Source organism: Leuconostoc lactis (genome assembly GCF_007954625.1).
Taxonomy (GTDB): domain Bacteria; phylum Bacillota; class Bacilli; order Lactobacillales; family Lactobacillaceae; genus Leuconostoc; species Leuconostoc lactis_A.
This window is the reverse complement of the sequence record NZ_CP042420.1, coordinates 153,463-178,217: the sequence shown is the minus strand read 5'-3', so window position 1 is coordinate 178,217 and position 24,755 is coordinate 153,463. Positions and strand designations below refer to the sequence as shown.

Sequence of the window (24,755 nt, the reverse complement as noted above, 5' to 3'; positions counted from 1 at the left end):
GACGTTAAATGGGAAAAATACATGAACTCTCAAACTTATTAGCGAACCAAATCGCAGCGGGTGAGGTCATTGAACGACCGGCCAGTGTTGTCAAGGAATTAGTTGAAAATGCGATTGATGCTGGGGCCACCCAAATTGATGTGGTGGTTGAAAATGCCGGCCAATCACTGATTCGTGTCGTGGATAATGGCACAGGGATTGATCCAGAAGATGTGCCCTTAGCGTTCACGCGGCATGCCACCAGTAAAATTACGGATCGGCATGACTTATTTAACATTGTGTCGCTGGGCTTTCGTGGCGAAGCGTTGCCGTCTATTGCAGCCATTGCCGATGTGACGCTGAACACCACAACTGAGACGGCGCCGGCAGGTGTGATGTATCACATCAAGGGTGGGAAGGAAGTGCAGGTGACCCCAGCCAATGGCCGACGTGGTACCGTGATTTCGGTTCGTGATTTGTTTTATAATACACCGGCTAGATTGAAATACCTCAAACGCCCACAAACAGAATTATCGCGCATCACTGATATTATGAATCGGTTGGCCTTGGCCTATACGAATATTGCATTTACTGTCACAGCTGATAATCGACCCTTGTTAAAAACTACTGGCAATGGCAATCAACAACAGGTCATTGCGGCAATTTACGGGCGTGATGTGGCCCAAAAAATGTTAGCGATTGCTGGTGAAGATGATACATTTAATATCACTGGCTTTGTGTCCTTACCAGAATTAACGCGCGGGTCACGTGAGTATTTGACAGTACTGATTAACGGTCGCTTTATTAAAAATTTTGCCGTTTCTAATGCCGTCATTCGCGGCTATGGTTCCAAGTTGATGGTCGGGCGTTTTCCGATGGGCGTCATCAATATCAATACGGATCCCTTATTGATTGATGTCAATGTCCACCCGCAAAAATCCGAAATTCGTTTAGCTAAGGAAGACGAACTATCAGCGTTACTCGTGGAGACGATTAAGGCACGTTTAGCCCAAGAAAATTTAATTCCGGATGCCTATGAAAATTTGTATGGTCAGCAGTCGGTCATCGCCTCACATGATCGACCAACACCACAACAGCACCCCACCCAGCGAGCACCGTGGGTAACGACCAGTGATACTGTCGTCACCCAACCGATTGAACCCGCCAAGTTAACCGAGACAGCAGTCGATAGCCCAGCACGGGTGATTCACATTACGAATCGGACGCAACTCACTAGTGACGCTGTGCAAGCATTTGCGGCAAAATACGCTAACGAACCGACACTAACTGTCTTTGAACAACCGGCAGTCGTCAATCAAGTAACAGAACCAGCAATGCCGTATCAAGCACCGACCGAGAAGGCCGTTCAGGAAACGTTAGACGTGACACCAACACGGCCGAGTGGCTTTCCAACCTTGGCTTACATTGGGCAAATGCATGGCACTTTTCTCTTTGCACAAAATGAAACCGGCTTATTTTTAATTGACCAACACGCCGCACAGGAACGGGTCAATTATGAATACTATCGCCAAATCATTGGTGACGTGTCAGCTGACCAACAGCGGTTACTCGTCCCAATTACCCTGAATTACGCCACGTCAGATATGCTAAAAATCGCTGATTATGCAGCTGATTTAGCGGCCGTTGGGTTACATCTGGAAACGTTTGGTCCCAATACACTCATTGTCCGGGAACATCCGACTTGGTTTGCCAAAGAACAAGTGGCCGAGACGATTCGTGAAATGATTGATTGGTTACTTCGTGATGGTCATCTGACCGTAGCTGAATTTCGTGAACGGACGGCGATTATGATGAGTTGTAAGCGGGCCATTCGGGCTAATATGCATTTATCAGATAGCCAAGCACGCACCTTGCTGGAAACATTATCACAAGCTGAAAATCCGTATAATTGTCCTCATGGCCGTCCCGTGTTAACACAATTTACTTTAACTGAGATGGAAAAAATGTTTAAGCGCATTCAAGATGCGCATGAAAAATGGGAAACCTACGATAACCATCCATACTAAACGCAGCGCAGATTTGCGCGGTACATACTAGGAGAAATATGATGAATAATAACGATATTATCATTCGTTTACGTTACGCACTCAATATTAAAAAGACTGACATGCTCAAAATTTTTGAATTGGGTGGCATCACGCTTGATGAAGCGCAATTGACGGCGTTGCTCACCAAGCAAGCCGAAGGGACACCACGCGATGAAAAGGTTGATATGCATACTTTAGAAACTTTTATGAATGGCTTGATTATTTCACAGCGTGGCCAGAAAATCGGGGCTGATCTCAAGCCAGTACCACCAACTTTTGATATGACAAAAGAAGATGACATTAATAACGTTGTCATGAAAAAGCTGAAAATTGCGATGTCTTACACGAGTGATGATTATCTTGGCTTTTTAGAAACTGCAGGCATTACCATTTCCAATAACGAATTAAGTGCCGTATTGCGCCGGCCAGATCACCGCAACTATAAGCCGGCTGGTGACCGTTACCTTCGCAATATTTTAAAGGGCATGGCCATGACTTACCGACCAGAAGATGTTAAAAAAACAGCGCGTTAAACACGTTGTAAGCGGTTTCTTGTTCGTGTACAATAGGAGTAAATACAGATACAACTCATTGGGAGGACAAAACCATGACAGAACGTACCTTTATGATGATTAAGCCAGACGGTGTACAACGGGCTAAAGTAGGTGAAATCATTCGACGTATTGAGGCCAAGGGCTATCAGATTGTTGACATGAAGATGTTAACGCCAACACCAGAATTGTTGGCGCAGCACTACGCAGAACATGTTGACAAGCCTTTTTATCCCGATTTGGTCACTTATATGACGTCTGGTCCGGTTGTTGCCATGATTGGTGAAGGCAATGAAATCATTGCTGGCTGGCGGAATATGATGGGGGCCACAGATCCAACTAAAGCCTTGCCTGGTACAATTCGCGGTGACTTAGCACGTGCATGGGATGCTGCCGCTATTATGAATCTGGTCCATGGATCAGATAGTGAGACTGCAGCCAAGCGTGAAATTGCGCTCTGGTTTGATTAATCCAAAAAAGCTTGACTTAGCCAAGTGGCGATATGTCAAGCTTTTTTTGTGCAATGTGCGTGGTTGGGCGCAAAGTTTGGTAGAATAGAAATATAGATTCGGAGCTGAGATTTAGAAAATGACAATAGAAAATATAACAATATTAAAAAATCAACCACTAGCGCCTTATGCCCACACACAGGTGGGCGGCGTGGTGGATTATTTAGCGATTCCTAAGACACTGGCCGAATTGCAAGCACTATTGGCTTGGGCGCGGTCAGCCCAATACCCGATCCATGTTTTTGGCCGTCTATCTAATTTAGTAGTGCGCAATGGGGGGCTACGCGGTTTGGTGATTTTGTTGCACGAACTGCGAGAGATTCAAGTCAGCGGCGAGACAATCACCGCTGATGCCGGTGCAGATTTAATTCTCGTGACAGAAATTGCCTTGGAACATGGGTTGACGGGGATGGAATGGGGCGCAGGCATTCCTGGCTCAGTTGGTGGTGCCATCTTTATGAACGCTGGGGCTTATGGCGGACAAACCGATATGGTTGCCACGTCGGTGACAGCCATTATGCCAGACGGGTCTTTGCAAACTTTTGCAGCAGATGCGCTGAACTTTGGGTATCGTCAATCCGTTTTCCAAGAAAACGGGGGCGTGATTGTCAGTGCGACCTTTACGCTCAAGTCAGATGATAAAGCAGCTATTCAGGCACGTATGGATGATAATAATTTCCGACGGGCTAATAAGCAACCGTTGAATTACCCTTCCAATGGGTCGGTCTTTAAGCGACCAACGGGTTATTTTGCGGGGAAGTTAATTATGGATTCCGGCTTACAAGGGACACGCGTCGGCGGGGTTGAAGTGTCGAAAAAACATGCAGGATTTATGGTCAACGTTGCTAATGGTACAGGCAATGATTATGAAGATTTAATTCATTTGGTGCAAGCGACCGTTAAAGCAAAGTACGGCGTAACACTGGAGACAGAAGTACGTATTATAGGAGAAAGATAAACGATGTTGATACTTGAATTGGTCGTTATTCTGATTGTTTCAGTGACTTTCTCTAATATTATTTCGCACTTTGTGCCGGAAGTGCCGATTAGTCTTTTTCAAATTGTGATTGGCTTGTTCTTATCGCTATTTTTAGGGGTTAATGTCGACATTGACGCGCATTGGTTCATGTTATTGTTTGTGGCACCGTTGCTTTACAATGATGCTTGGCGCTTTCCAAAACGTGAATTATGGGAGCTACGTGGCCCCATCTTGGGAAATGCTATCCTGTTAGTCCTCCTCACGACGTTAATTGGTGGATACTTTATTCACTTGTTGATGCCGCAACTGCCAAACTCGGTGGCCCTAGCGTTGGCGGCTGTCGTGTCGCCAACTGATCCGGTGGCGGTACAGGCTATCGCCAAACGTGTAAAATTGCCAGAAAGTGTCTTACACATTGTTGCTGGTGAGAGTTTGATTAACGATGCGAGTGGTTTGGTGAGTTTTAACACCGCCATTAAAGCTACCGTGATGGGGACATTTTTAATCGGACAAGCGGTGACGAACTTTTTCTGGATGACCTTCATGGGTCTCATCGTTGGTTTAGCCTTGGGAAGTCTGCTCAGCTGGTTACGTGATACATTTGATCGGGTGGGGTTAAATGATGTCGTTTTCCATACCGTGATGACGTTGTTAGCACCTTTTTTGATTTATTGGACAGCCGAAGCCGTTTTTCATGCATCAGGCGTGATTGCCGTTGTTGCTGGTGGTGTACTGACTAAAATTTTAAGCGATCAGCATATCAACGCCCGGCATCCAGAAATTTCGGTGACAGCCGTACGCACATGGGAAATCTTTGTGTATTTGCTCAACGGGATTATTTTCGTGTTGTTGGGAATTGGTTTACCACCCATTGTGGTGGCGGTTGTCAAAAATGCACAAATTCATACCGGACAAGCGATTCTCTATGGTGTGATTGTTTGGCTCATTATTTTTACCATTCGGACATTGTGGGCGTATGGCAATCAGGTGGTGTGGTATTTACGCAATCGTGATCAAAAACCCACGTTTAAAATGGCGATTATTTCGGGTCTAACGGGTGTTCGTGGGGCGGTGACGATGGCGGCGGTCATGACTGTACCAGCCGTTATCCAAGATGGTTCGGCATTTCCACAGCGTGATTTGTTGATTTTCATTGCGGCTGTTGTCGTGATTATTAGTTTATTAGTCGCGACGATTATGTTGCCAATTGTCACGAAAGTCCGGTCATCACACGACTTTACGCAGCCAGAAATTTCCGACGCTGAGTTGCCGGAAACGGGTGAAGGTCGTGAAGCTGAATTATCAGAATCACGCGCGCGTATTTTTGCCATTCAGGTGGGTATTGAAACATTGCGTGAGCAACAAAATGATACGAACCGAGCCGTGGTTTATGAATTGATTACGCGTAAGCAAGCCACAATTACCCAAATTCGCGAACAGCTTATGGGTGAAAAACCCGAGGATGCCCAATTTGATAACTCAGAATTGCGTCGGATTGCTTTAGATGCCCAACGCAATCGCTTGCAGCAGTTATTGGTTGAAGAGAAAATTTCAATTTTAATTTTCTCCATTCAATCTCGTCGTCTAGAACGCCTCGAAAAACTCATTGGGGCGGATAAAAAGTTTGATAATTCCGCGCATTGGGTCCGTATTTTAACACGGCGGGCTTTGCGTAGTGTTCGTATTTGGTTGTCAGATGAATCGAACAAACAGTTTAAAGCGGAAACCTCATTAGCGATTCGTGAAATGGCCAAGGCTGCGATTAAGGCGTTGTCTCAGCATATGGAGAAGTACGATGGCGATACTGTTTTGCACCGTATGGAAAGACAAAATGCCTATGAATTGATTGTGGTTTACCGCTATCAAATTGAACATGAAAAACATCCAGATACACCAGAACAGCGTGAATTAGATGATAAACAGCGCATGGAGCTTGAATTACTCGCTTTAAATGCCCAACGTGAGACGATTCAAGATCTTTACGAACAAGGCCGAATTACGCGTCAAGCGGGCATCAATATTCGTCAGTTTATCAACTATGCGGAAACGGCAGCGCTAGCAGGTAAAAACGAAGAATAGGACAACTGAGTTCATCGTATTATTGCCGTTAAGTTATTGCTTAAAATTCAGTAAAGGAAAACCTATGCTATCGTACTTAACCATTTCCAACCTCATGCACGCGGTTGATATTATTATTATTTGGTTCTTACTCTATAAGATTATTCAATTTGTTGAAGGCACGCGTGCACTCCAAATTTTATTTGGCGTCGGGGCGATTATTCTGGTCAAAGTGGTGAGTTGGTACTTAGGCCTCACAACCTTGTCGTGGGTCATGGATCAATTGATTACTTGGGCGCCAATTGCCTTGGTGGTGATTTTTCAGCAAGAAATTCGTCGTGGTCTGGAAACGTTAGGGCGTGGCTTGACGTTACGGCGATCACATGTTGACAATGCAGAAGAAAATCAACTCATCAAGAGTTTAGATGATGCATTACAGTATATGTCAAAACGGCGTATTGGTGCCTTAATTACGATTGAACGTGAGACGCAGCTAGATGACTACATTAAAACTGGTATCAAGTTGGATGCGGCAATTTCGGGTCAATTACTGATTAATACTTTTATTCCCAATACGCCACTACATGATGGCGCCGTGATTATTAGTAAAGATCGCATTGCTGCCGCTGCCGCTTATTTGCCACTTTCTGAAAGTGTCCGAATTCCCAAAGAATTAGGCACACGTCATCGCGCTGCAGTTGGTATTTCGGAAGCCAGTGATGCCATTACGGTGGTGGTGTCGGAAGAAACCGGTGAAATATCCATCACGCAAAATGGCGATTTATTACGCCGTATGGATCAGGAAAGCTACCTCAACTTCTTCAAACATCAGTTCTTGGCATCCGATGAAGATTTGGCGGCTAAAAAGCACTGGTGGCAAAAGAAAGGGAGGTCAGCCTCATGAAAAAAGTTGGCCAGTCAAAAATTGTTAATCTCGTCATCTCATTAGTGATCGCAATTCTCCTATCAGCGTACGTGTTAAGCACCAAAACGGCGAGTCTCACGTCTAATGGGTCGGATAACTTTTCGACGTTGATACCGGAAAAAAAGGCGACCTTAAAAGTCCCGTTGAATTTGCAATTTGATAGTGATAATTATGTCGCTGTTGGCGCGCCAGCAACGGTATCTGTTGATATTGAAGGATCAGGGGCCTTAATTTCTGCCACCCAAAGTCGCAATGATATTCAAGCCAGTGCCGACCTTCGTGGTTTAAAACCGGGAAAGCATACGGTAACAGTTGCGTTGCGCGGGGTGAATGCCTCGTTGACATCCACGGTAACACCACAAAAGATTACGGTCACGATTGCTAAGAAAGCCGCCGTCACATTACCAATTCACGTTAATTATGATCAGAGTAAAATTGCGCAGGGTTACACTGTCAGCGAGGTGGTGAGTGATCCAAAGCGCGTGACAATCAGCGGCCCAAAGACGAATGTTGACGCAGTTTCGACAGTTGTCGCACAAGTAGCCTTACAATCAGGGATTAAAGATACAGTTATCAAGGTTGTTCGGTTGGTGGCTTATGATAAGGATGGTCAGGTGGTTGAAGTGAATTTCGACCAACGGTCAACCACTGTGACGATGGTTGTGACACCGTCAGACAGTAAGAAATTATCACTGACACCAGCACTTAAAAACGCCGGCAGCAACAAATACCAGGTCACATTTGATCCAAAAAGTGTGACGGCATATGGTGCTTCTGATATACTTAATGCTATGAGTGAACTGAGCGTGCCGATTGATGTCTCGCAAGTTCAAGGTAATGGCACATTGACGGTGACGTTACCGGCGATTGCCGGCATTGTCCGATATGATGTCAAATCTGTGACGGCACAAGTGGCACAAGGCACGGGGGATGGGGAGCAGAGCAGTAGTTCATCTTCCGATACGAGTGCCTCGTCTTCTAGTCATTCAACGAATTAAAAAGAACAGGACAAAACAATGTCAGAAATTAAATTAAAATATTTTGGAACAGACGGTGTACGTGGTATTGCGAATGACACGTTAACGCCAGAATTGGCTTTCCGTCTCGGACGTGCTGGTGGGGCTATTTTGACACGCCACGCACAAGATGATAAGAAGCCAGTCGTTATTGTTGGCCGTGATACACGTATTTCAGGTGAAATGCTACAACAAGCCATTATTGCTGGCTTCTTGTCAGTTGGGATTGATGTGTTGCGTTTAGGTGTGATTACAACACCAGCGGTGGCATTTTTGGTACAAAACCTTGAAGCCGATGCCGGCGTACAAATCACTGCTTCACATAATCCGGCAGCTGATAATGGAATTAAATTTTTCGGTAATGATGGGTTCAAATTATCCGATGAACTAGAATTTGAGATTGAACAATTACTTGATAGTCCGGTCGATGATTTGCCACGTCCAAGCGCAGCCGGCTTGGGGGTTGTGAATAATTACCCAGAAGGCGCTTTGAAGTATTTGAGCTTTTTGCAAAAAACAATTCCAACTGATTTGGAAGGGATGCGTATTGCGCTTGATGGTGCTAATGGCGCAACGAGTGGGTTGCTAGCGCATCTGTTTGCTGATTTGAATGCTGACTTTGTGATGATGGGGACAGAACCAAATGGGCTCAACATTAATGACGGTGTCGGCTCAACCCATCCAGAAGCCTTGGCAGCCTTTGTGACGGAAAATGATGTTCAGGCCGGCTTGGCTTTTGATGGCGATGGTGATCGATTGATTGCGGTTGATGAAAATGGTGAAATTGTCGATGGTGACAAGATTATGTACATCGTCGGGAAGTTTATGGATGCACAGGGGCGTTTGAAGCACCATACTGTGGTCTCAACTGTGATGAGTAATATTGGTTTTTACAAGGCATTGTCTGAACACGGGATGACGAGTGTGAAGACTGCTGTGGGTGACCGTTATGTGATGGCCGAAATGCTGGCATCTGGCTACAATCTTGGTGGTGAACAGTCAGGTCACATTATTTTTAGTGACTGGGCGACAACGGGTGATGGCTTGCTCACAGCATTGCAGCTCCTTTATGTGATGAAAGAAACTGGCAAGAAGCTGTCAGAATTGGCAGCTGAAGTCCAAATTTATCCACAAAAGTTAGTGAACATTCCCGTTGCAGATAAGATTGCGATTCAACAAGACCCAGCAGTCATCGCAAAAATTGCTGAAGTGGAAATGAAAATGGCTGGTGATGGTCGTGTGCTTGTCCGTGCATCAGGGACGGAGTCACTCTTACGCGTCATGGCTGAAGCACCAACAATTGAACAAGTTGATGAATACGTTGAAGAAATTGCAGCAGTTGTGCGTGAACGTGCCAACGGCTAAGACGAAGGAAGTCCCAAGTTTGTGATAAACAGGGGGCTTTTTTTGTTATAATAAAGTATCAAACTATGACTTCAAAGGATAAAATCGTGTCACAAGACAGTTTTAAACAATACTTACGGACCGAATTCAATATTGTATTTCATGATGAGGACTTATTACTAGAAGCGCTTACCCAGCGTAACTACCTGAACGAACATCCTAACGAACCTGGTCGGGATTACCAACGTTTAGAATTTTTAGGTGATTCGGTGATGCAAGTTTCTGTTGCCGAATATTTGTTTAAGCGCTATCCCGATTGGCATGAAGGGCAGTTAACTGAAATGCGTATTGCCATGGTGCAGACACGGTCATTCGCCCACTTCTCACGTTTAGTTCACTTAAACGAAGCTGTGCGCTTGGGTAAAGGTGAGGAAATGTCTGGTGCGCGTGAACGTGACTCTTTGTTGGAAGATATCTGGGAAGCCTTTATTGGCGCATTATATTTGGATCAAGGGGCAGACGCTGTGCAAGAATTTTTAGAGCGCACGTTATTTGCCGCCATTGATACCGGCTTTTTTGACCGCTTTATTGACTTTAAAAGTCGCTTACAAGAAAAGTTGCAAGTTAACGGGGCGGTCGTCATTGATTACCAGACAGAGCGTGAGCAAGCCCTGGCTGATAAAACACAGGTATTTGAAGCGAGCGTCTCTGTTGATGGACGTGAGTTGGCCCGTGGGACCGGTAAGTCGATTAAAGATGCAGAAAAGGCTGCTGCCCGGGCAGCCTTAAAACTATTGGAAGAAAAATAAGCTTATGAAACTTAAATCCCTTGAAATCAGTGGCTTTAAGTCTTTTGCTGATAAAACGGTTATTGAATTTATGCCAGGCATGACTGGCATTGTCGGGCCGAATGGTTCCGGAAAATCAAATATTATCGAAGCGATACGTTGGGTGATGGGTGAGCAGAGTGCCAAAGATTTGCGCGGTACCAAAATGGCAGACATCATTTTTGGCGGGACCAATACCCGACCCGCTTTAAATCGGGCCGAGGTCTCGATGACTTTTGATAACACCGATCACTATATCAAATCAGATTTTAGTGAAATTCGTATCACCCGTAAATTGTATCGCTCCGGTGAGAGTAGCTATCAAATTAATGGCGTGGAAAGTCGCTTGCGAGATATTCATGAACTATTTATGGATACTGGCTTGGGACGGGAAAGTTTTTCAATTATTTCACAGGGTCGGGTGGAAAGCATTTTTAATGCCAAACCAGAAGACCGTCGCAGTATTATCGAAGAAGTCGCAGGTGTTTATCAATATAAACAAAATAAACAACGTGCACAAAAAGAGTTACAACAAACAACTGATAATTTAGCGCGCGTGGCCGACATTATTCATGAAATTGAAGGCCGGATTGACCCATTAGCTGAACAATCTGCACAGGCAACGGATTATATCGCCCAAAAAGCGCGCTTTGACACGTTAGATCGTCTTCGGTTAGCGCTGACACAACAAGCATTAGTTGAACAAAAGGCGCAAGCGACGGCTGAACTCACCCGCCAAGATGCGCAAGTGAATCATACCAAGACAACCGTCGATGCGCTCAATCAAACCTTAACGCAAAAACGGCAAGAACGTGTCAACGAACAAAAAACGCGTGATGCCTTGCAAGCCACTATTTTGCAAGAAACGCAAGCACGTGAGCGACTCATTGGGGCGCAAAACCTCAGTTCTCAGCAGCTGGAAACCCTACAGGGGAAAATTGCTGACCAACAAGTTCGCGCACAAGAGATTGCTGCACGTGTGACCGATCTTGATGCACAACTGCAAGCGGTGACGGCACAACAAACGGCACTAACGCAGAAACGCCAAGTGTTAAAACGACAACTGACTGCTTTTGACAACCAAGCGTCTGCGACTCAGCAAGCAGCACTTGAAGCTGACCTTGAGAAGAACCGGCATGCGTATATTCAAACGATGCAAACCATTGCCGCCTTACATAATGCGTTACAACATGATGACAAGACACAACAAGCGTTGCAGAGTCGGCAACAAATTCTCCAGCAACGGTTGCAACAGGAAATGGCGACGCATGAAGAATTGTTGGCAGCTACTGCTGGTGACGCATCAACAACAGTTGATGACAGCAATCTGACGGCTTTGTCAACAGAGGTCACCAATCTCAAGCAACAATTGGCCCAAGAGACGCAAAGTTATCAACAAAATGAAAAGCAATGGTATGCGGCCTTAAATGATTTAAATAAGGCCAAAAGCCAACGCGATGCGTTGCATGCGTTAGATGAGTACGCTGGCTTTTATCAAGGTGTCCGTGCTGTCATGCAGCCAGCGGTTCGAGGACAGTTTCCAGGGATCAAAGGTGTGGTCGCTGAATTGTTAGCAGTACCAAGTGACTATACCAAGGCAATTGAAACGGTCCTTGGTGGCGCATTACAGCAAATCGTGGTGGATACAACCGACACGGCGAAGCAGGTGATTCGTTATTTGACGCAAAAACGGGCGGGGCGGGTCACGATTTTACCCATCGATACCATTAAGCCACGGCGTTTGACTGGTATTGAGCGTATTAAAGAGATGCCAGGCTTCATTGGGATTGCAGAAGATCTGGTCACGATGCCGGCAGGTATGGCTGGTATTGGCGGTAATTTGTTGGGAAATACCGTTGTGGCAGCCACACTAGATGACGCAACACAAATCGCACGAGCGGGTCAATATCGTTTCCGCGTGGTGAGCCTTGATGGCCAAGTTGTTAACGCGGGTGGCTCGCTAACTGGTGGGGCCAACCAACAACGCGGGGCCACGATTTTAAGTCGTCAGACGGAATTGAAGCAACTCACGGCCCGTGTGGATGAATTAGCCACGCAAGCCCAAACGCTTGAACAACAACTACAAGCACAGCGCGCCACTGGTGACCAGCTACGCGAAGCTTTGCAGACGGCTGAGGCCGCATTCGCCACGGCTAAAAATGAAACGGCTAAGGTCGATTATGAATTATCACGCCGCCAAGATGCGGTCAAACAGCAAGCCCGTGTTGTCCAAGCTTTGCAGTTTGAATTAAACGAGCTGGCTACACAATTGGCCGAAGGCCAAACGCAGGCTACACAAAATCAAGCGGCATTGGCAGAGGCGTCAGCCGCAAAGGTCCAACAAGAGGCGGAGACAACCCGCTTAAATGCTGAACTGCAGGATATTTCACAGCAATCAGAAGTCTCTAATGCCGAAAAAGTAGCCGTACAAACGGCTTATGCGACAGTGCAAGCCCAACGCGATAGTGTGACCAGCCAAGTGCAATTACTGCAAACACAACATGAGGACTTATTGCAGCAACAAGCTGCATTAGCCCACACGTTGGCTGACTTACAAGCACAATTACAGGCTGCCAAAGATAATAGCCAAAATGATGCTGTGATTGCAGCAACCACAGCCCGTTTAGCGACAGCCCAACAGACGTGTGACGCCACAACACAGCGAATTGCGCTGCTGTCAGATGAGGTAATATTGCTGGAAGAACAGCTAGCCACGCAACAAGAGACCTTGCGGACACAGACTGGGGTTCAGAGTCAATTGGCCGCCCAATTAGCACGCCTTGAAACGCAACTCGACAATAGTCAATCACAATTATTGACGCAATATGAGACAGTCGACATCGTCGATATTATTGGGACGCATGATGTGCAGGAATTGCCAGCTATTACTGAACAACTTGCACTCGTTAAACGTGGTTTAGACGAGATTGGGACGGTTAACCTGGGTGCGATTGAAGAATATGAAGCGGTTAAAGCACGCTTTGACTTTTTAACACAACAGCGCGATGATTTACGACAAGCAAAAGAAATTTTGCTCCAAACAATTGACGAAATGGATGACGAAGTGCGGGTCCGGTTTAAAACGACTTTTGACGCCATTGCAGCGCGTTTCTCAGAAACTTTTGCACAAATGTTTGGTGGTGGACAGGCTGAGATTCGTTTGACGGATCCTAAGCACTTGTTGACCACAGGCATTGATATCATTGCCCAACCACCAGGAAAAAAGTTCCAACAAATGAGCTTGTTGTCAGGTGGTGAAAAGGCCTTGACTGCCATGACGTTACTTTTCGCCATTTTGCATGTCCGGCCAGTACCTTTTGTGGTGTTTGATGAGGCGGAAGCAGCTTTGGATGAAGCAAACGTAAGTCGCTTTGCCAAGTATTTGTTAGATTTTGCTGGCGGTACCCAATTTATTGTCATTACCCATCGGAAAGGGACGATGATGAAAGCCAACCTGTTGTATGGCGTGACCATGCAAGAGGCGGGTGTGTCAAAAATGATTGCAGTCGATTTAGATAAAGTAACAGAAAGTGTAGGTTAACGATGGGATTATTTGATATTTTCCGTAAGAAAACTGCGGCCAATCACGAAGCACCAACTGAAGAAACGACGACCAGCACGACGGATGATGCGGCGGTAACAACTGATGCCAAGACATCAGAAATTGAAACGGTGACAACAACGGTTGACACATCAAACGAGACTGTGTCACCATTAGCCGAAGCCGAAGCCGAAGCCGAAGCCGAAGCCGAAGCCGAAGCCGAAGCCGAAGCCGAAGCCGAAGCCGAAGCCGAAGCCGAAGCCGAAGCCGAAGCCGAAGCCGAAGCCGAAGCCGAAGCCGAAGCCGAAGCCGAAGCCGAAGCCGAAGCCGAAGTTGTGACCGAACAGGAAATCTATACACAAGGTTTGACCAAGACACGGACCGGTTTCGCCGCCAAGTTCAACCAATTTTTGGCTAATTTCCGTTCGGTAGATGAAAACTTTTTTGAAGAACTTGAAGAAACGTTGGTTGGCGCTGATGTTGGTTTTGACATGGCCATCAAGATTTCAGATGAATTGCGTGAAGAAGTCAAGCTTGCCAATGCCAAGCGACCAGAAGATGTGAAACAAGTCATCATTAAAAAAATGGTTGACATGTATGAAGCTGATGGCGTCAATGAAGATGCGACAATGCATTTTAACGCCAATGGCACCACTGTTATCTTGTTCGTCGGTGTCAATGGTGTGGGTAAAACAACCACGATTGGGAAGTTAGCCACAAAGTATCAACAACAAGGCAAGTCCGTGTTACTGGCAGCCGCTGATACTTTCCGTGCTGGCGCCACCAAGCAGCTACAAGAATGGGGCGAACGCGCCCATGTCCCAGTGGTTGCTGGTAAAGAAAAGGCAGATCCTGCATCGGTTGTGTACGAAGCCGTTGCTAAGGCGCGTGATGAACATTATGATATTTTGTTTGTGGATACGGCGGGTCGTTTGCAAAACAACGTGAACTTGATGCAAGAGTTGGAAAAGATGAAGCGCATTATTCAACGCGAAATTCCAGATGCACCACATGAAGTCTTGCTTGTTTTGGATGCGACGACGGGTCAAAATGCGTTGCAGCAAGCCAAACTCTTTAAGGATTCATCGGATGTCACAGGCATTGTGTTAACTAAGATGGACGGGACGGCCAAAGGTGGGATTGTGTTTGCCATTCGTAACGAGATGCAATTGCCTGTGAAATGGATTGGTTTTGGTGAAAAAGCGCAAGATTTGCGTGAATTCAAACCAGAAGAATTCATTTATGGTCTCTTTAAGGACTTAATCGCATGAATTTCGCAGAGAAAAATCAGATTACGCGGTTATTTGGCTTTTATGGTGGCTTATTGACGCTCAAACAGCAGGATTATTTGCGTTATTATTTTGAAGATGATTATTCCATTGTTGAAATTGCGGAAGCAGAGCATGTCAGTCGACAAGCTGTGTCGGACAATATTAAGCGTGGCATTGATCAATTAGTCAAATACGAACAAGTCTTGCATTTACAAGCAGACTTTGAGGCGCGCGCGGCCATTGAGCAGCAAGTGCAAGATTATATTAGCTTGTATTATAATAAAGATGACCAGTTAAAGCAGCTGGTGTCACAATTAATGGCGCATGAAATAGAAGACTAGTGCCAAGACGCTAAAAAGGGGAGATATAGTACCGCTGGCAACAGTATGGTACTATACAAAGATTATGGCATTTGAAAATTTAACTGAACGCCTATCCAAGGCAATGAAAAACCTGACCGGCCGTGGTCGTGTTAGTGAAGAAGACTTACGCGCAACGATGCGCGAAATTCGTTTGGCCTTGCTGGAAGCCGACGTCAATTATGACACGGTGAAAAAGTTTGTGGCCAATGTCCGTGAAAAGGCCAGCGGCGCCGATATTTTAGAAGGTTTGAACCCAGCGCAGCAAGTTGTCAAAATCGTGAATGATGAATTGACGGCAACTATGGGTGAAGAAGCCGTACCGTTGAACAAGTCACCAAAAATTCCAACAATCATTATGATGGCTGGTTTGCAAGGTGCAGGTAAGACGACGACAGTTGCCAAATTGGCTTACAAATTAAAAACTGAAGAAAAGGCACGTCCTTTGTTGATTGCAGCCGATGTTTATCGGCCTGCTGCCATTGATCAGTTAGAAATTTTGGGTCGTGATTTGGATATCCCAGTTTTCCAACTAGGTACTGACGTTGACCCACGTGAAATCGTGCGCCAAGGACTTGCAAAGGCTGCGGAAAATAAGAACGACTATGTCTTTATTGATACGGCCGGTCGTTTGCAAATTGACGAAGTCTTGATGCAAGAATTAAAAGATGTGGCTGAGATTGCCCAACCAGATGAAATCTTGTTGACAGTTGATGCTATGACGGGACAAAACGCTGCCGAAACGGCAAAGGGTTTTGCTGAAGCCCTTGACTTAACTGGGGTTGTGCTTACAAAGCTTGATGGCGATACCCGTGGTGGGGCCGCGTTGTCAATTCGTGATGTGACTGGTAAGCCAATTAAGTTTGTCGGACAAGGGGAAAAGCCAACGGATTTGGATGTCTTTTATCCTGATCGCATGGCGTCACGAATCTTGGGGATGGGTGATGTCCTCACATTGATTGAAAAGGCCCAACGTGATTTTGACGAAGAAGAACAGGCTAAACAGCTTGAAAAGATGCGTCAAAACACATTTGACTTCAATGATTTTGTGTCACAATTGAAGCAAGTGCAAAAGATGGGCCCAATGGAAGATTTGTTAAAAATGATTCCAGGTATGGCCAATAACCCTGCTTTGGCTAACCTCAATATTGATGCTAAGCAATTTGCACATTTGGAAGCCATCGTGAACTCAATGACACCAGCCGAACGTGAAAACCCAGATCTCATCAATCCATCACGTCGGCGCCGTTTAGCTGCCGGTGCTGGTCGTCCAATTGTTGAAGTGAACCGCATGATTAAGCAATTTGATCAAATGCGCAAGATGATGAATCAAGCAACGAATGGCAACTTTGGCGGCATTGATAAGATGCTGGGTGGTGCCGGTATGGATATGTCGTCTCTTATGGGCGGCATGGGCGGTGGCATGCCAACGGGTAACTTCGGTCAAAAGGTACAAAACTTTGCGATGAAGCAAGCTGCGCGTCGCTTGCAAAAGGCCAAAAAGAAGCGTGGTAGAAAGTAATGGCCAAGTTAGAACGGGTATTACCCACGTTTATCTTTGTCGTGATGTTGGGGTCAAATTTACTCAACATGCAACATAGCACACTACCAGCAATCGCTTTGGCGATTATTGGTGCGTTAATACCTGCCATTTTAGTTTTTGCTCTGATCCGTTTTTTAACTTGGTGGCTACAACGCTAGGGGATTATTGTTAAAAAAGAATAGACAGTAAAGGGGAAATATGTCAGTCAAATTAATTGCATCAGATCTTGATGCAACGTTTCTAAGAGATGATAAAACGTTTAATGAAGCATTGTTCCAGGAAGTGCTGGATAAGTTACATGCCCAAGATATTCAATTTGTTGTGGCAACAGGTAATCATGTCCAAAAAGTGCATGATTACTTTAAGCACTTTGCTGGACAATATCAATTAATTGCCAACAATGGTGCAGAAGTCATCATCAATGGTGAGTTGGCCCACGTATGGGACGTACCACACTCAGCATTAGCGACCGTTGCGCAATTGACTGACAAATATACTGATCAATTAGAACTTGGTGTGGCTTTTGTCGCAGCTAATCAATCCTTTATGATTATCAAACGACCAAGTGAGAAGTACCTCAAGTTAGCACACGCTTATTTTGAAAATTTGCAAATCATTGATGATGTGAGCGAAATTAATGAACCAATTTTAAAGATTTCATTGGTTCTGCCACATGCGGCAAATGAATTTATGCAGGATGTGAAGACTGTTTTGGGCAGCAAAGTCCATGTGACAACGTCTGGTTATGGCGCTATTGATATTGTCAACCCAGAAGTGAACAAGGCAACAGCGTTGTCATTTATGGCCGATAAGTTAAGCATCGCGCCTGCTGATATCATGGCTTTTGGTGACGGTCTCAATGATTTGGAAATGTTAGAATATGTTGGTCACCCAGTGGCAATGACAAATTCTGATCCAGAAATCTTGAATCGCGGCTTTGCGTTAAGTGTCGCGGACAATAATCATGACGGTGTTTTAAAAACAATTCTTGAAAAAATTTAACACGCTACGGCGTGTTTTTTTATTGTCAAAATGGTATGATAAATAAAATTAATTAGTTTTAGATGAGAAAGAGGCAAGGATATTGAAAGAAGCAATCAAAAACTTAACGGCTTATCAGGCGGAACTACCAGCTGATATCGTGAAAGAAAAGTATCAACTCGACCATTTGGCGCGCTTATCGGCCAATGAATCGCCTTATGGCCCATCACCAAAAGTTGGTGAGGCCATTCGTGCTATCCCAGATGATGTGCTAGGTTTTTATCCTGACGGGCAGGCCACACTTTTACGTGAAAAAGTCGCGGCTTTAGAAAATATTGATCCTGAAAATTTGGTCTTTGGCGTTGGTGCTGATGAACTGATTCAATTACTAACGCGTACGGTATTAACCCCTGGTGGTAATATGGTTGTGCCGTCACCCACTTTTGGGGAATATGCGCTACATGCACAAATCGAGCAAGCAACGACTAAGCAAGTCCCAGTTGATGACGAAACTGGTCATGTTGATTTTGCAGGGATGTTGGCGGCAGTCGACGACCGTACCGAAATGGTTTGGTTGGCGAACCCAAACAACCCGACTGGTGTTTTTGAAACACGTGCTGATATTTTGGCCTTTTTGGAACAGTTGCCTGAATCGGTCGTTTTGGTGGTGGATGAAGCGTATTATGACTTCGTGGATGCGCCTGACGCTACTTTAGCTGGTGATGTCAGCCGTTATCCTAATTTGGTGGTTCTCAGGACGCTGTCTAAGGCCTATGGTGTCGCTAATTTGCGCGTAGGCTATGGCATCATGACCGCACCACTTTATCCCGTTATGCAAGCAGTACGGCTGCCTTACAACCTCAATACGTATCAAATTGTCGGTGGGGCGGCAGCCTTAGACGACCAATCCTATTTACAGGACGTCGTTAAAAAGGTCCAACATGAACGCACGATATTCCAAGATTTCTTGCGTGATAATGGGTTTAAATTTTACGCGTCGCAAACAAATTTTATTTGGCTTCAAGTCGGAGACACCAAACGCGTTGGTGAACAACTGCTATCCCACGGCTATCAAGTCAATGATCGTTTAAGCGATACTTGGCTGCGGATTGCCTTGGGCACACCAGCAGATAATGCGGGGATGCGCGACATCTTAGTACAACTTTAAAAAATATTCAGACCTTGTTGTAAGCGTTATGATTGCCGATAGCGCATATGACGAATTTATTTTGTGAAATTAACACTATCGTTATGAAGGTTTGTATGGTAAAATGGTTTAGTAAAAGGCGTTGTAATACATAATGTTCGTGTTTTACTAAAAAATAAAATGGACATCCGCAGAGGGACACTCACGGATAGGTGCAAACAAACTCTGTCGATTTTGAATCACATGGTTTTCTCCGACAAACCTATCCCGTCTGAAAGCAGCTGTTGGTGTTCTAGGAGAAAAATATATGTCTGGTGTAATTGTTGTCGGTTCGCAATGGGGCGATGAAGGTAAGGGAAAGATTGTTGACTTTTTTGCGGAAGACGCAGATGCCGTTGTCCGCTATCAAGGTGGCAATAACGCGGGTCACACAATCTGGCATGGTGACACCAAGTTTGAATTGTCAGCATTGCCTTCAGGTATCTTAACTGAGGGACAACTAGCAGTTATTGGTAATGGTGTGGTGGTCAATCCCGAAGCCTTGTTGGCTGAAATTGCCGAAGTGCAATCAAAGGGTATTTCAGTTGATAATTTGCGTATTTCAAATCGCGCACATGTCATCATGCCTTATCATATTGCGCTTGATAAAGCAGCAGAATCATCATCAAATAACCGTATCGGAACAACAAAGAAGGGTATCGGACCAGCTTACACGGATAAAATTTCACGTGTCGGCATCCGCATGGCTGACTTGGTTGATCCCGAAGTCTTTGCTAAGCTTTTGAAAGAATATTTGCCATTCAAAAATGCGCAATTGACAAAGTTATATGGCGAAGAAACACTTGATTATGACACGATTTATTCAACTTATGTTGAATATGGTCGTCAATTGGCACCTTATGTCACAGATACTTCTTATCTATTGGGGCAACTTATGGATAACAACAAGCGTGTTGTCTTTGAAGGTGCGCAAGGTATCATGCTTGATGTGGATCATGGCACATATCCTTATGTGACAAGTTCAAACCCAACAGCCGGTGGGGTAATGAACGGGGCCGGTGTTGGTCCTAACCAAATCCAAGATGTGGTTGGTGTTATTAAGGCCTACACGTCACGTGTTGGTGAAGGCCCATTCCCAACAGAATTACACGATGATATTGCCGATCATATTCGTGAAGTTGGTCATGAATATGGTGTGGTCACAAAGCGTCCACGTCGTATTGGTTGGTTAGATGCCGTCGCTTTGCGTCACGCTGTTCAAGTGTCTGGTTTGACAAAGTTGGCGATCAATTCACTTGACGTTTTGTCTGGTTTGAAAGAATTGAAGATTGCGACATCTTACACGTATAAGGGTGAAGAAATTCATCATTTCCCAGCATCTGATACATGGTTTGAAGGGCTTGATGTGAATTATGAAACATTGCCTGGCTGGGACGAAGATATTACAGGTGTGCAATCATTTGATGAATTGCCAGAAAACGCTCAACGTTACTTAAAGCGTATTTCTGAATTACTGTCAGTTGAACTGTTGAGCTTTGCAGTTGGACCAAAGCCAGAAGAAACACATTTGATGAGTCCTGTTTGGCAATAACAGCGCAAATAGCAGAGGGATAAGCATGGCATTACAAGCTGGGGATTTACTGTTTATCAAAAATCAACATGAACCCATGGATGAAGCCATTGCTGCATCGACGGGAACTTATGTGCATGTTGGCATTGCTGTGGATGACCAGACTGTCATCCATGCGAGTCCGCGCTATGGTGTGGCCATGCAGGATTTGGCGCAATTCCAAGCGGAATTTGGTCGGCCGGATGTTTATCGCCCACAGGTTGATGATGTCACGACGGTCATTGCCCGTGCGAAAACGTATCTTGGGCAACCGTATAACGCTACTTTCTATCCAGATGGTGCGGGACTGTATTGTTCTGAATTGGTTGAAGTTGCCTTTGGTGACCTGTTACCGTTCGAACCGCAGCCGTTACGTTTTCACGATGCTACCCATGATATTTCGGCCTATTGGCGAGCTTATTATGACCAATTAGGTGTGGCGGTACCGGTTGGCCTACCTGGTTCTAATCCAGAGGCGATGGCCAAATCGTCACAATTGACCTTTCTTGGCAGCTTATAAAAAAGCACGTTCTCAAACGAGAACGTGCTTTTCTTATGCCTTAACGTAGGCTTCTTCGGAAATAATAATTTGATTTGTTTCAGCATCCAAATCAGCGTACAAATTGGTACTTTCAGGATGTAATAGATAATAATCAGCCAGTTGATCGGCGATTTGATCTTGAATGACACGACGTAGTGGCCGTGCGCCTAGAGCTGGGTTATAACCCAGCTTGGCGAGTTGTTGCTTTGCAGCGTCGCTTACCGTGACGTGGAGTTGATTATCTGCCAAATTAGCGTTCATATCGGCTAACAGTAAGTCAACGATTGTGAGGAGATGGTCTTGCGTCAATTGATCGAATTCCACAATATCATCAAAACGATTTAAGAATTCAGGACGGAAATAATTTTCCAAACGTTGGAGTAACTTGCTTTGGGCATCAATTTGATTGAAGCCCATTGGCGTGTTACCGGTATCTGTGGAACCAGCGTTTGACGTCATGATAATCACTGTATCTTTAAAGCTAACGACATGGCCTTGGGCATCGGTCAAGCGACCATCATCCAAAATTTGTAAGAACATATTCATCACATCTGGATGCGCCTTTTCCACTTCGTCAATGAGGACGAGGGAATAAGGACGGCGACGGACTTGCTCTGTCAGTTGGCCAGCTTCTTCATAGCCTACATAACCAGCAGGGGCACCGATCATTTTCGATACCGCATGCTTTTCCATATACTCTGACATATCAAAGCGAATCAAAGCGTCTTTGCTGCCAAACATTTCTTTGGCCAATTGCTTGGCTAATTCAGTTTTACCAACGCCGGTTGGACCGACAAAGAGGAATGAGCCAATTGGGCGACCGGACTTGGTCAAACCAATACGATTACGACGAATGGCTTTCGCCACAGTTTGTACGGCCGCATCTTGACCAATCACATGGGCTGACAAGTGCGCATCTAACTCGCGAAGTTGGTTTGCTTCGTTATCTTTCAAGTCACCAACTGGAATGTCCGTTTTATCTTCGATGATTGTTAGGATATCTTGTTCAGTGACAGGTTGTGGCTTAAACATTTCTGGATGGGCTTCAACTTGTGCTTTTTGCGATTCGAGTTGGTTGACTTGATCACGCCAATAGCTGGCTTTCTCAAAGTTTTCTTGATCGATCGCTGCTTGTTTGAGCTTGTCGGCTGAGTCGATTTTGGCCTGAATCGCTTTAGGATCAGCAATTTTCATAGACAAGTTCTTCCGTGAACCGGCTTCATCAATTAAATCAATCGCTTTGTCTGGCAAGAAGCGTTCTGGCAAGTAACGGTCGGATAATGATACCGCGGCAGCAATCGCTTCATCTGTGTAAACAACATGGTGGTAATCTTCGTAACGTTGCTGAATCCCTTCTAAAATCTTAATTGTGGCAGCCATTGAAGGTTCGTTTACCTGTACAGGTTGGAACCGACGAGCAATCGCGCCATCTTTTTCAATTTTACGGTATTCGTTTAAAGTCGTGGCGCCAATCAATTGGAATTCACCACGCGCCAAAGCAGGTTTTAGGATGTTACCAGCATCCATGCCACCTTCGGCATTACCGGCACCCATGATTTCATGCACTTCGTCAATAAACAAAATGATATCGTCATTGTCGGCGACTTCTTGCATCAGTTGCCGCATACGGGCTTCAAACTGACCACGCATTGCCGTACCTTGCACAAGCGCAGACATGTCAAGTCGGATAATCTCTTTTGATTGCAATTTTTCAGGGACTTTATTGTGAACAATTGCTTGTGCGAGTCCTTCAACAACAGCTGTTTTACCAACACCTGGTTCCCCGATAAGCACAGGATTATTCTTGGTACGACGATTTAATATCTCGATGGTGCGGGAAATTTCGCTATCACGACCGATAACCGGATCTAACTTACCGTCACGGGCTTGTTGTGTTAAATTAATTCCAAATTCGTCGAGTAGTGTTGAGCGATTATTTTGTTTATCTTTTTTATTTTTTTGTTGAGTGCCAAAGTTGGCTTGTTGACCATTTTGTGCGGCCTGCATTTGCTCATTCATGGCGCGCATCATATCATCAAAATTAATATTTCCAAATCCGAATGGGTCTTGTGATGCCATAATTATTAAGTGTACCGCTAAAATGCACGATACTTTCCTTTCTATAGCTTACCTATAGTATACCAGGTTAAGATTAAATGACAATTAAATTTAGCACTCTTATTTAACGAGTGCTAAAATGAATTTGTTGTATAATGGACTAGAGGTGAAATTATGGATTATGAAACATTATTAAATGATTTACGTGACGGTAAAATTGATGAAATTGACATTACGCCAGAAACTTTTCCGGCATTTCAACAAGTTTGGCGTGACTTCCCATCCCAAAATCGCATTCGCGGCATTGCGGGTAAAGGTGGGCATATTAAATATGTCCGCGCAAATTAATCGGCAACATCATTGTTTTTTATGCTACAATACTATAAGTTAAGCATAATTTAAGTCATGCGTATTTTTCACAATAACAGGTACAAAAGAGGGGCAGCATAGTGGCATTTTCATTTGGACAACGAAACGTTGGTATCGATCTTGGTACAGCCAATACATATGTATATATTGAAGGACGCGGCATTGTTTTGCGTGAGCCGTCTGTGGTCGCACGTAACACACAAACGAATGAAGTCGTTGCAGTCGGATCAGAAGCCAAGGATATGCTTGGCCGGACACCGGCAAGTATTGCTGCTATTCGACCAATGCGTGATGGTGTGATTGCTGATTACGATACAACGGTTGCCATGATTCGTTATTATTTGCAAAAGGCATTGGGTGGTCGTATTGGTAAGCCATACGTCACAATTGGGGTGCCTGCAGGTGTGACAGCTGTTGAACGTCGTGCGGTGATTGATGCCGCACGTGTGGCTGGTGCGCGTGATGCGTATGTCATTGAAGAACCATTTGCCGCTGCTGTCGGGGCTGGTTTGCCCGTCATGGATCCAACTGGTTCAATGGTTGTGGATATGGGTGGTGGCACAACGGACGTGGCCACGATTTCACTTGGTGGTATTGTTTCAAGCCGTTCAATTCGTATCGCCGGCGACAAGTTAGATGAAGCCATTGCCAATTTTGTACGTAATAAGTACAACGTGACCATTGGTGAACCAACTGCGGAACGTTTAAAGATTGAAATTGGGGCAGCGTCGCTTGAATTAGCACGCACATTGCCAAATGCTTCAGTCCGTGGTCGCGATTTGTTGACAGGTTTGCCTAAGACAATTGATGTGACAGCGGAAGATGTGGCATTGGCCATTCAAGAACCTGTGCAAGAAATTGTCGTTGCCATTCGTGAAACGTTAGAATCAACACAACCAGAAATCGCCGCCGATGTCATTGACCACGGGATGGTCTTAACGGGTGGTGGTGCTTTCTTACGTGATTTTGATAAGATTATTCAAGAAGCAACCAAAGTGCCAGTCTTAATTGCTAATGAACCACTCGATGCAGTGGCCATTGGCACTGGTGAGGCGTTAAAGTCAATTGATGTGATGCGACAAGGATAATCAGTTGTTGGC

Annotated in this window: 21 protein-coding genes; 20 read left to right on the top strand and 1 reads right to left on the bottom strand. The window is 45.1% G+C overall.

The genetic code is table 11. From position 1 onward, the window contains the following. The first annotated feature begins 8 nt into the window (after positions 1-8). The 18 genes from mutL to FGL80_RS00770 all read left to right on the top strand — a co-directional run bounded on the left by mutL (position 9) and on the right by FGL80_RS00770 (position 21,207). A complete protein-coding gene (gene mutL / locus FGL80_RS00855; RefSeq protein ID WP_147001688.1) occupies positions 9-2,006 on the top strand; it encodes a DNA mismatch repair endonuclease MutL in 1,998 nt (665 codons plus the stop codon). A 41-nt stretch (positions 2,007-2,047) separates the two neighbouring features. Continuing rightward, entirely contained in the window at positions 2,048-2,560 is a 513-nt protein-coding gene (locus tag FGL80_RS00850) for a YehS family protein (RefSeq protein WP_147001974.1), read from the top strand. 74 nt (positions 2,561-2,634) lie between these two features. After that, positions 2,635-3,048: a nucleoside-diphosphate kinase gene (gene ndk / locus FGL80_RS00845; protein WP_055307521.1), complete on the top strand. Its 414-nt coding sequence runs from the start codon at positions 2,635-2,637 to the stop codon at positions 3,046-3,048. Positions 3,049-3,166: 118 nt separating this feature from the next. Further along, positions 3,167-4,045, top strand: a complete 879-nt coding sequence (gene murB, locus FGL80_RS00840; protein WP_147001687.1) for a UDP-N-acetylmuramate dehydrogenase — start codon at positions 3,167-3,169, stop codon at positions 4,043-4,045. Between the two features lie 3 nt (positions 4,046-4,048). Further along, positions 4,049-6,145 (top strand): Na+/H+ antiporter, encoded by a 2,097-nt coding sequence (locus FGL80_RS00835; protein ID WP_055307523.1) that lies wholly within the window; start codon positions 4,049-4,051, stop codon positions 6,143-6,145. Between the two features lie 64 nt (positions 6,146-6,209). After that, positions 6,210-7,028: a diadenylate cyclase CdaA gene (cdaA, locus tag FGL80_RS00830; RefSeq protein ID WP_055307524.1), complete on the top strand. Its 819-nt coding sequence runs from the start codon at positions 6,210-6,212 to the stop codon at positions 7,026-7,028. Further along, complete coding sequence (locus FGL80_RS00825; protein WP_147001686.1) at positions 7,025-8,047, top strand: CdaR family protein; 1,023 nt, start codon at positions 7,025-7,027, stop codon at positions 8,045-8,047. Before cdaA ends, FGL80_RS00825 begins: the two co-directional genes overlap by 4 nt. 18 nt (positions 8,048-8,065) lie before the next feature. Beyond that, positions 8,066-9,430: a phosphoglucosamine mutase gene (gene glmM, locus FGL80_RS00820; protein ID WP_147001685.1), complete on the top strand. Its 1,365-nt coding sequence runs from the start codon at positions 8,066-8,068 to the stop codon at positions 9,428-9,430. Between the two features lie 86 nt (positions 9,431-9,516). Next, a complete protein-coding gene (rnc, locus tag FGL80_RS00815; protein WP_147001684.1) occupies positions 9,517-10,218 on the top strand; it encodes a ribonuclease III in 702 nt (233 codons plus the stop codon). A gap of 4 nt (positions 10,219-10,222) precedes the next feature. Then, positions 10,223-13,777: a chromosome segregation protein SMC gene (gene smc, locus FGL80_RS00810; protein ID WP_147001683.1), complete on the top strand. Its 3,555-nt coding sequence runs from the start codon at positions 10,223-10,225 to the stop codon at positions 13,775-13,777. Between the two features lie 2 nt (positions 13,778-13,779). Further along, positions 13,780-15,048 (top strand): signal recognition particle-docking protein FtsY, encoded by a 1,269-nt coding sequence (gene ftsY, locus FGL80_RS00805; protein ID WP_147001682.1) that lies wholly within the window; start codon positions 13,780-13,782, stop codon positions 15,046-15,048. Continuing rightward, entirely contained in the window at positions 15,045-15,389 is a 345-nt protein-coding gene (gene ylxM / locus FGL80_RS00800; RefSeq protein WP_010000174.1) for a YlxM family DNA-binding protein, read from the top strand. The genes ftsY and ylxM overlap by 4 nt, the downstream gene beginning before the upstream one ends. A gap of 64 nt (positions 15,390-15,453) precedes the next feature. Beyond that, on the top strand, positions 15,454-16,929 hold the full coding sequence (ffh, locus tag FGL80_RS00795) for a signal recognition particle protein (RefSeq protein ID WP_055307534.1): 1,476 nt from the start codon (positions 15,454-15,456) through the stop codon (positions 16,927-16,929). Then, positions 16,929-17,108: a hypothetical protein gene (locus FGL80_RS00790; RefSeq protein ID WP_010000171.1), complete on the top strand. Its 180-nt coding sequence runs from the start codon at positions 16,929-16,931 to the stop codon at positions 17,106-17,108. The genes ffh and FGL80_RS00790 overlap by 1 nt, the downstream gene beginning before the upstream one ends. Before the next feature lie 40 nt (positions 17,109-17,148). Next, positions 17,149-17,952, top strand: a complete 804-nt coding sequence (locus tag FGL80_RS00785; protein WP_147001681.1) for a Cof-type HAD-IIB family hydrolase — start codon at positions 17,149-17,151, stop codon at positions 17,950-17,952. 82 nt (positions 17,953-18,034) lie between these two features. Further along, complete coding sequence (gene hisC / locus FGL80_RS00780) at positions 18,035-19,099, top strand: histidinol-phosphate transaminase (RefSeq protein WP_147001680.1); 1,065 nt, start codon at positions 18,035-18,037, stop codon at positions 19,097-19,099. A gap of 286 nt (positions 19,100-19,385) precedes the next feature. After that, the gene (locus FGL80_RS00775) at positions 19,386-20,669 is read left to right on the top strand and encodes an adenylosuccinate synthase (RefSeq protein WP_147001679.1); all 1,284 of its coding nucleotides are present in this window, start codon (positions 19,386-19,388) and stop codon (positions 20,667-20,669) included. 25 nt (positions 20,670-20,694) lie between these two features. Next, positions 20,695-21,207, top strand: a complete 513-nt coding sequence (locus tag FGL80_RS00770) for a YiiX/YebB-like N1pC/P60 family cysteine hydrolase (protein WP_147001678.1) — start codon at positions 20,695-20,697, stop codon at positions 21,205-21,207. Between the two features lie 33 nt (positions 21,208-21,240). On the opposite strand, the gene FGL80_RS00765 is transcribed toward FGL80_RS00770, so the two are convergent. After that, positions 21,241-23,307, bottom strand: a complete 2,067-nt coding sequence (locus FGL80_RS00765; RefSeq protein ID WP_147001677.1) for an ATP-dependent Clp protease ATP-binding subunit — start codon at positions 23,305-23,307, stop codon at positions 21,241-21,243. A gap of 153 nt (positions 23,308-23,460) precedes the next feature. Between FGL80_RS00765 and FGL80_RS09025 the strand changes: the two genes are divergently transcribed. Both FGL80_RS09025 and FGL80_RS00760 read left to right on the top strand, forming a co-directional pair. Beyond that, positions 23,461-23,634, top strand: coding sequence for a hypothetical protein (locus FGL80_RS09025; protein WP_186737157.1), 174 nt, complete (start codon positions 23,461-23,463; stop codon positions 23,632-23,634). A 101-nt stretch (positions 23,635-23,735) separates the two neighbouring features. Then, positions 23,736-24,743, top strand: coding sequence for a rod shape-determining protein (locus tag FGL80_RS00760; protein WP_055307544.1), 1,008 nt, complete (start codon positions 23,736-23,738; stop codon positions 24,741-24,743). Positions 24,744-24,755 lie beyond the last annotated feature (12 nt).

Coding starts and splice junctions, on each gene's coding strand:
- mutL (WP_147001688.1), top strand. CDS start 9: ATGGGAAAAATACATGAACTCTCAAACTTATTAGCGAACCAAATCGCA.
- FGL80_RS00850 (WP_147001974.1), top strand. CDS start 2,048: ATGAATAATAACGATATTATCATTCGTTTACGTTACGCACTCAATATT.
- ndk (WP_055307521.1), top strand. CDS start 2,635: ATGACAGAACGTACCTTTATGATGATTAAGCCAGACGGTGTACAACGG.
- murB (WP_147001687.1), top strand. CDS start 3,167: ATGACAATAGAAAATATAACAATATTAAAAAATCAACCACTAGCGCCT.
- FGL80_RS00835 (WP_055307523.1), top strand. CDS start 4,049: ATGTTGATACTTGAATTGGTCGTTATTCTGATTGTTTCAGTGACTTTC.
- cdaA (WP_055307524.1), top strand. CDS start 6,210: ATGCTATCGTACTTAACCATTTCCAACCTCATGCACGCGGTTGATATT.
- FGL80_RS00825 (WP_147001686.1), top strand. CDS start 7,025: ATGAAAAAAGTTGGCCAGTCAAAAATTGTTAATCTCGTCATCTCATTA.
- glmM (WP_147001685.1), top strand. CDS start 8,066: ATGTCAGAAATTAAATTAAAATATTTTGGAACAGACGGTGTACGTGGT.
- smc (WP_147001683.1), top strand. CDS start 10,223: ATGAAACTTAAATCCCTTGAAATCAGTGGCTTTAAGTCTTTTGCTGAT.
- ftsY (WP_147001682.1), top strand. CDS start 13,780: ATGGGATTATTTGATATTTTCCGTAAGAAAACTGCGGCCAATCACGAA.
- ylxM (WP_010000174.1), top strand. CDS start 15,045: ATGAATTTCGCAGAGAAAAATCAGATTACGCGGTTATTTGGCTTTTAT.
- ffh (WP_055307534.1), top strand. CDS start 15,454: ATGGCATTTGAAAATTTAACTGAACGCCTATCCAAGGCAATGAAAAAC.
- FGL80_RS00790 (WP_010000171.1), top strand. CDS start 16,929: ATGGCCAAGTTAGAACGGGTATTACCCACGTTTATCTTTGTCGTGATG.
- FGL80_RS00785 (WP_147001681.1), top strand. CDS start 17,149: ATGTCAGTCAAATTAATTGCATCAGATCTTGATGCAACGTTTCTAAGA.
- FGL80_RS00775 (WP_147001679.1), top strand. CDS start 19,386: ATGTCTGGTGTAATTGTTGTCGGTTCGCAATGGGGCGATGAAGGTAAG.
- FGL80_RS00770 (WP_147001678.1), top strand. CDS start 20,695: ATGGCATTACAAGCTGGGGATTTACTGTTTATCAAAAATCAACATGAA.
- FGL80_RS00765 (WP_147001677.1), bottom strand. CDS start 23,307: ATGGCATCACAAGACCCATTCGGATTTGGAAATATTAATTTTGATGAT.
- FGL80_RS09025 (WP_186737157.1), top strand. CDS start 23,461: ATGGATTATGAAACATTATTAAATGATTTACGTGACGGTAAAATTGAT.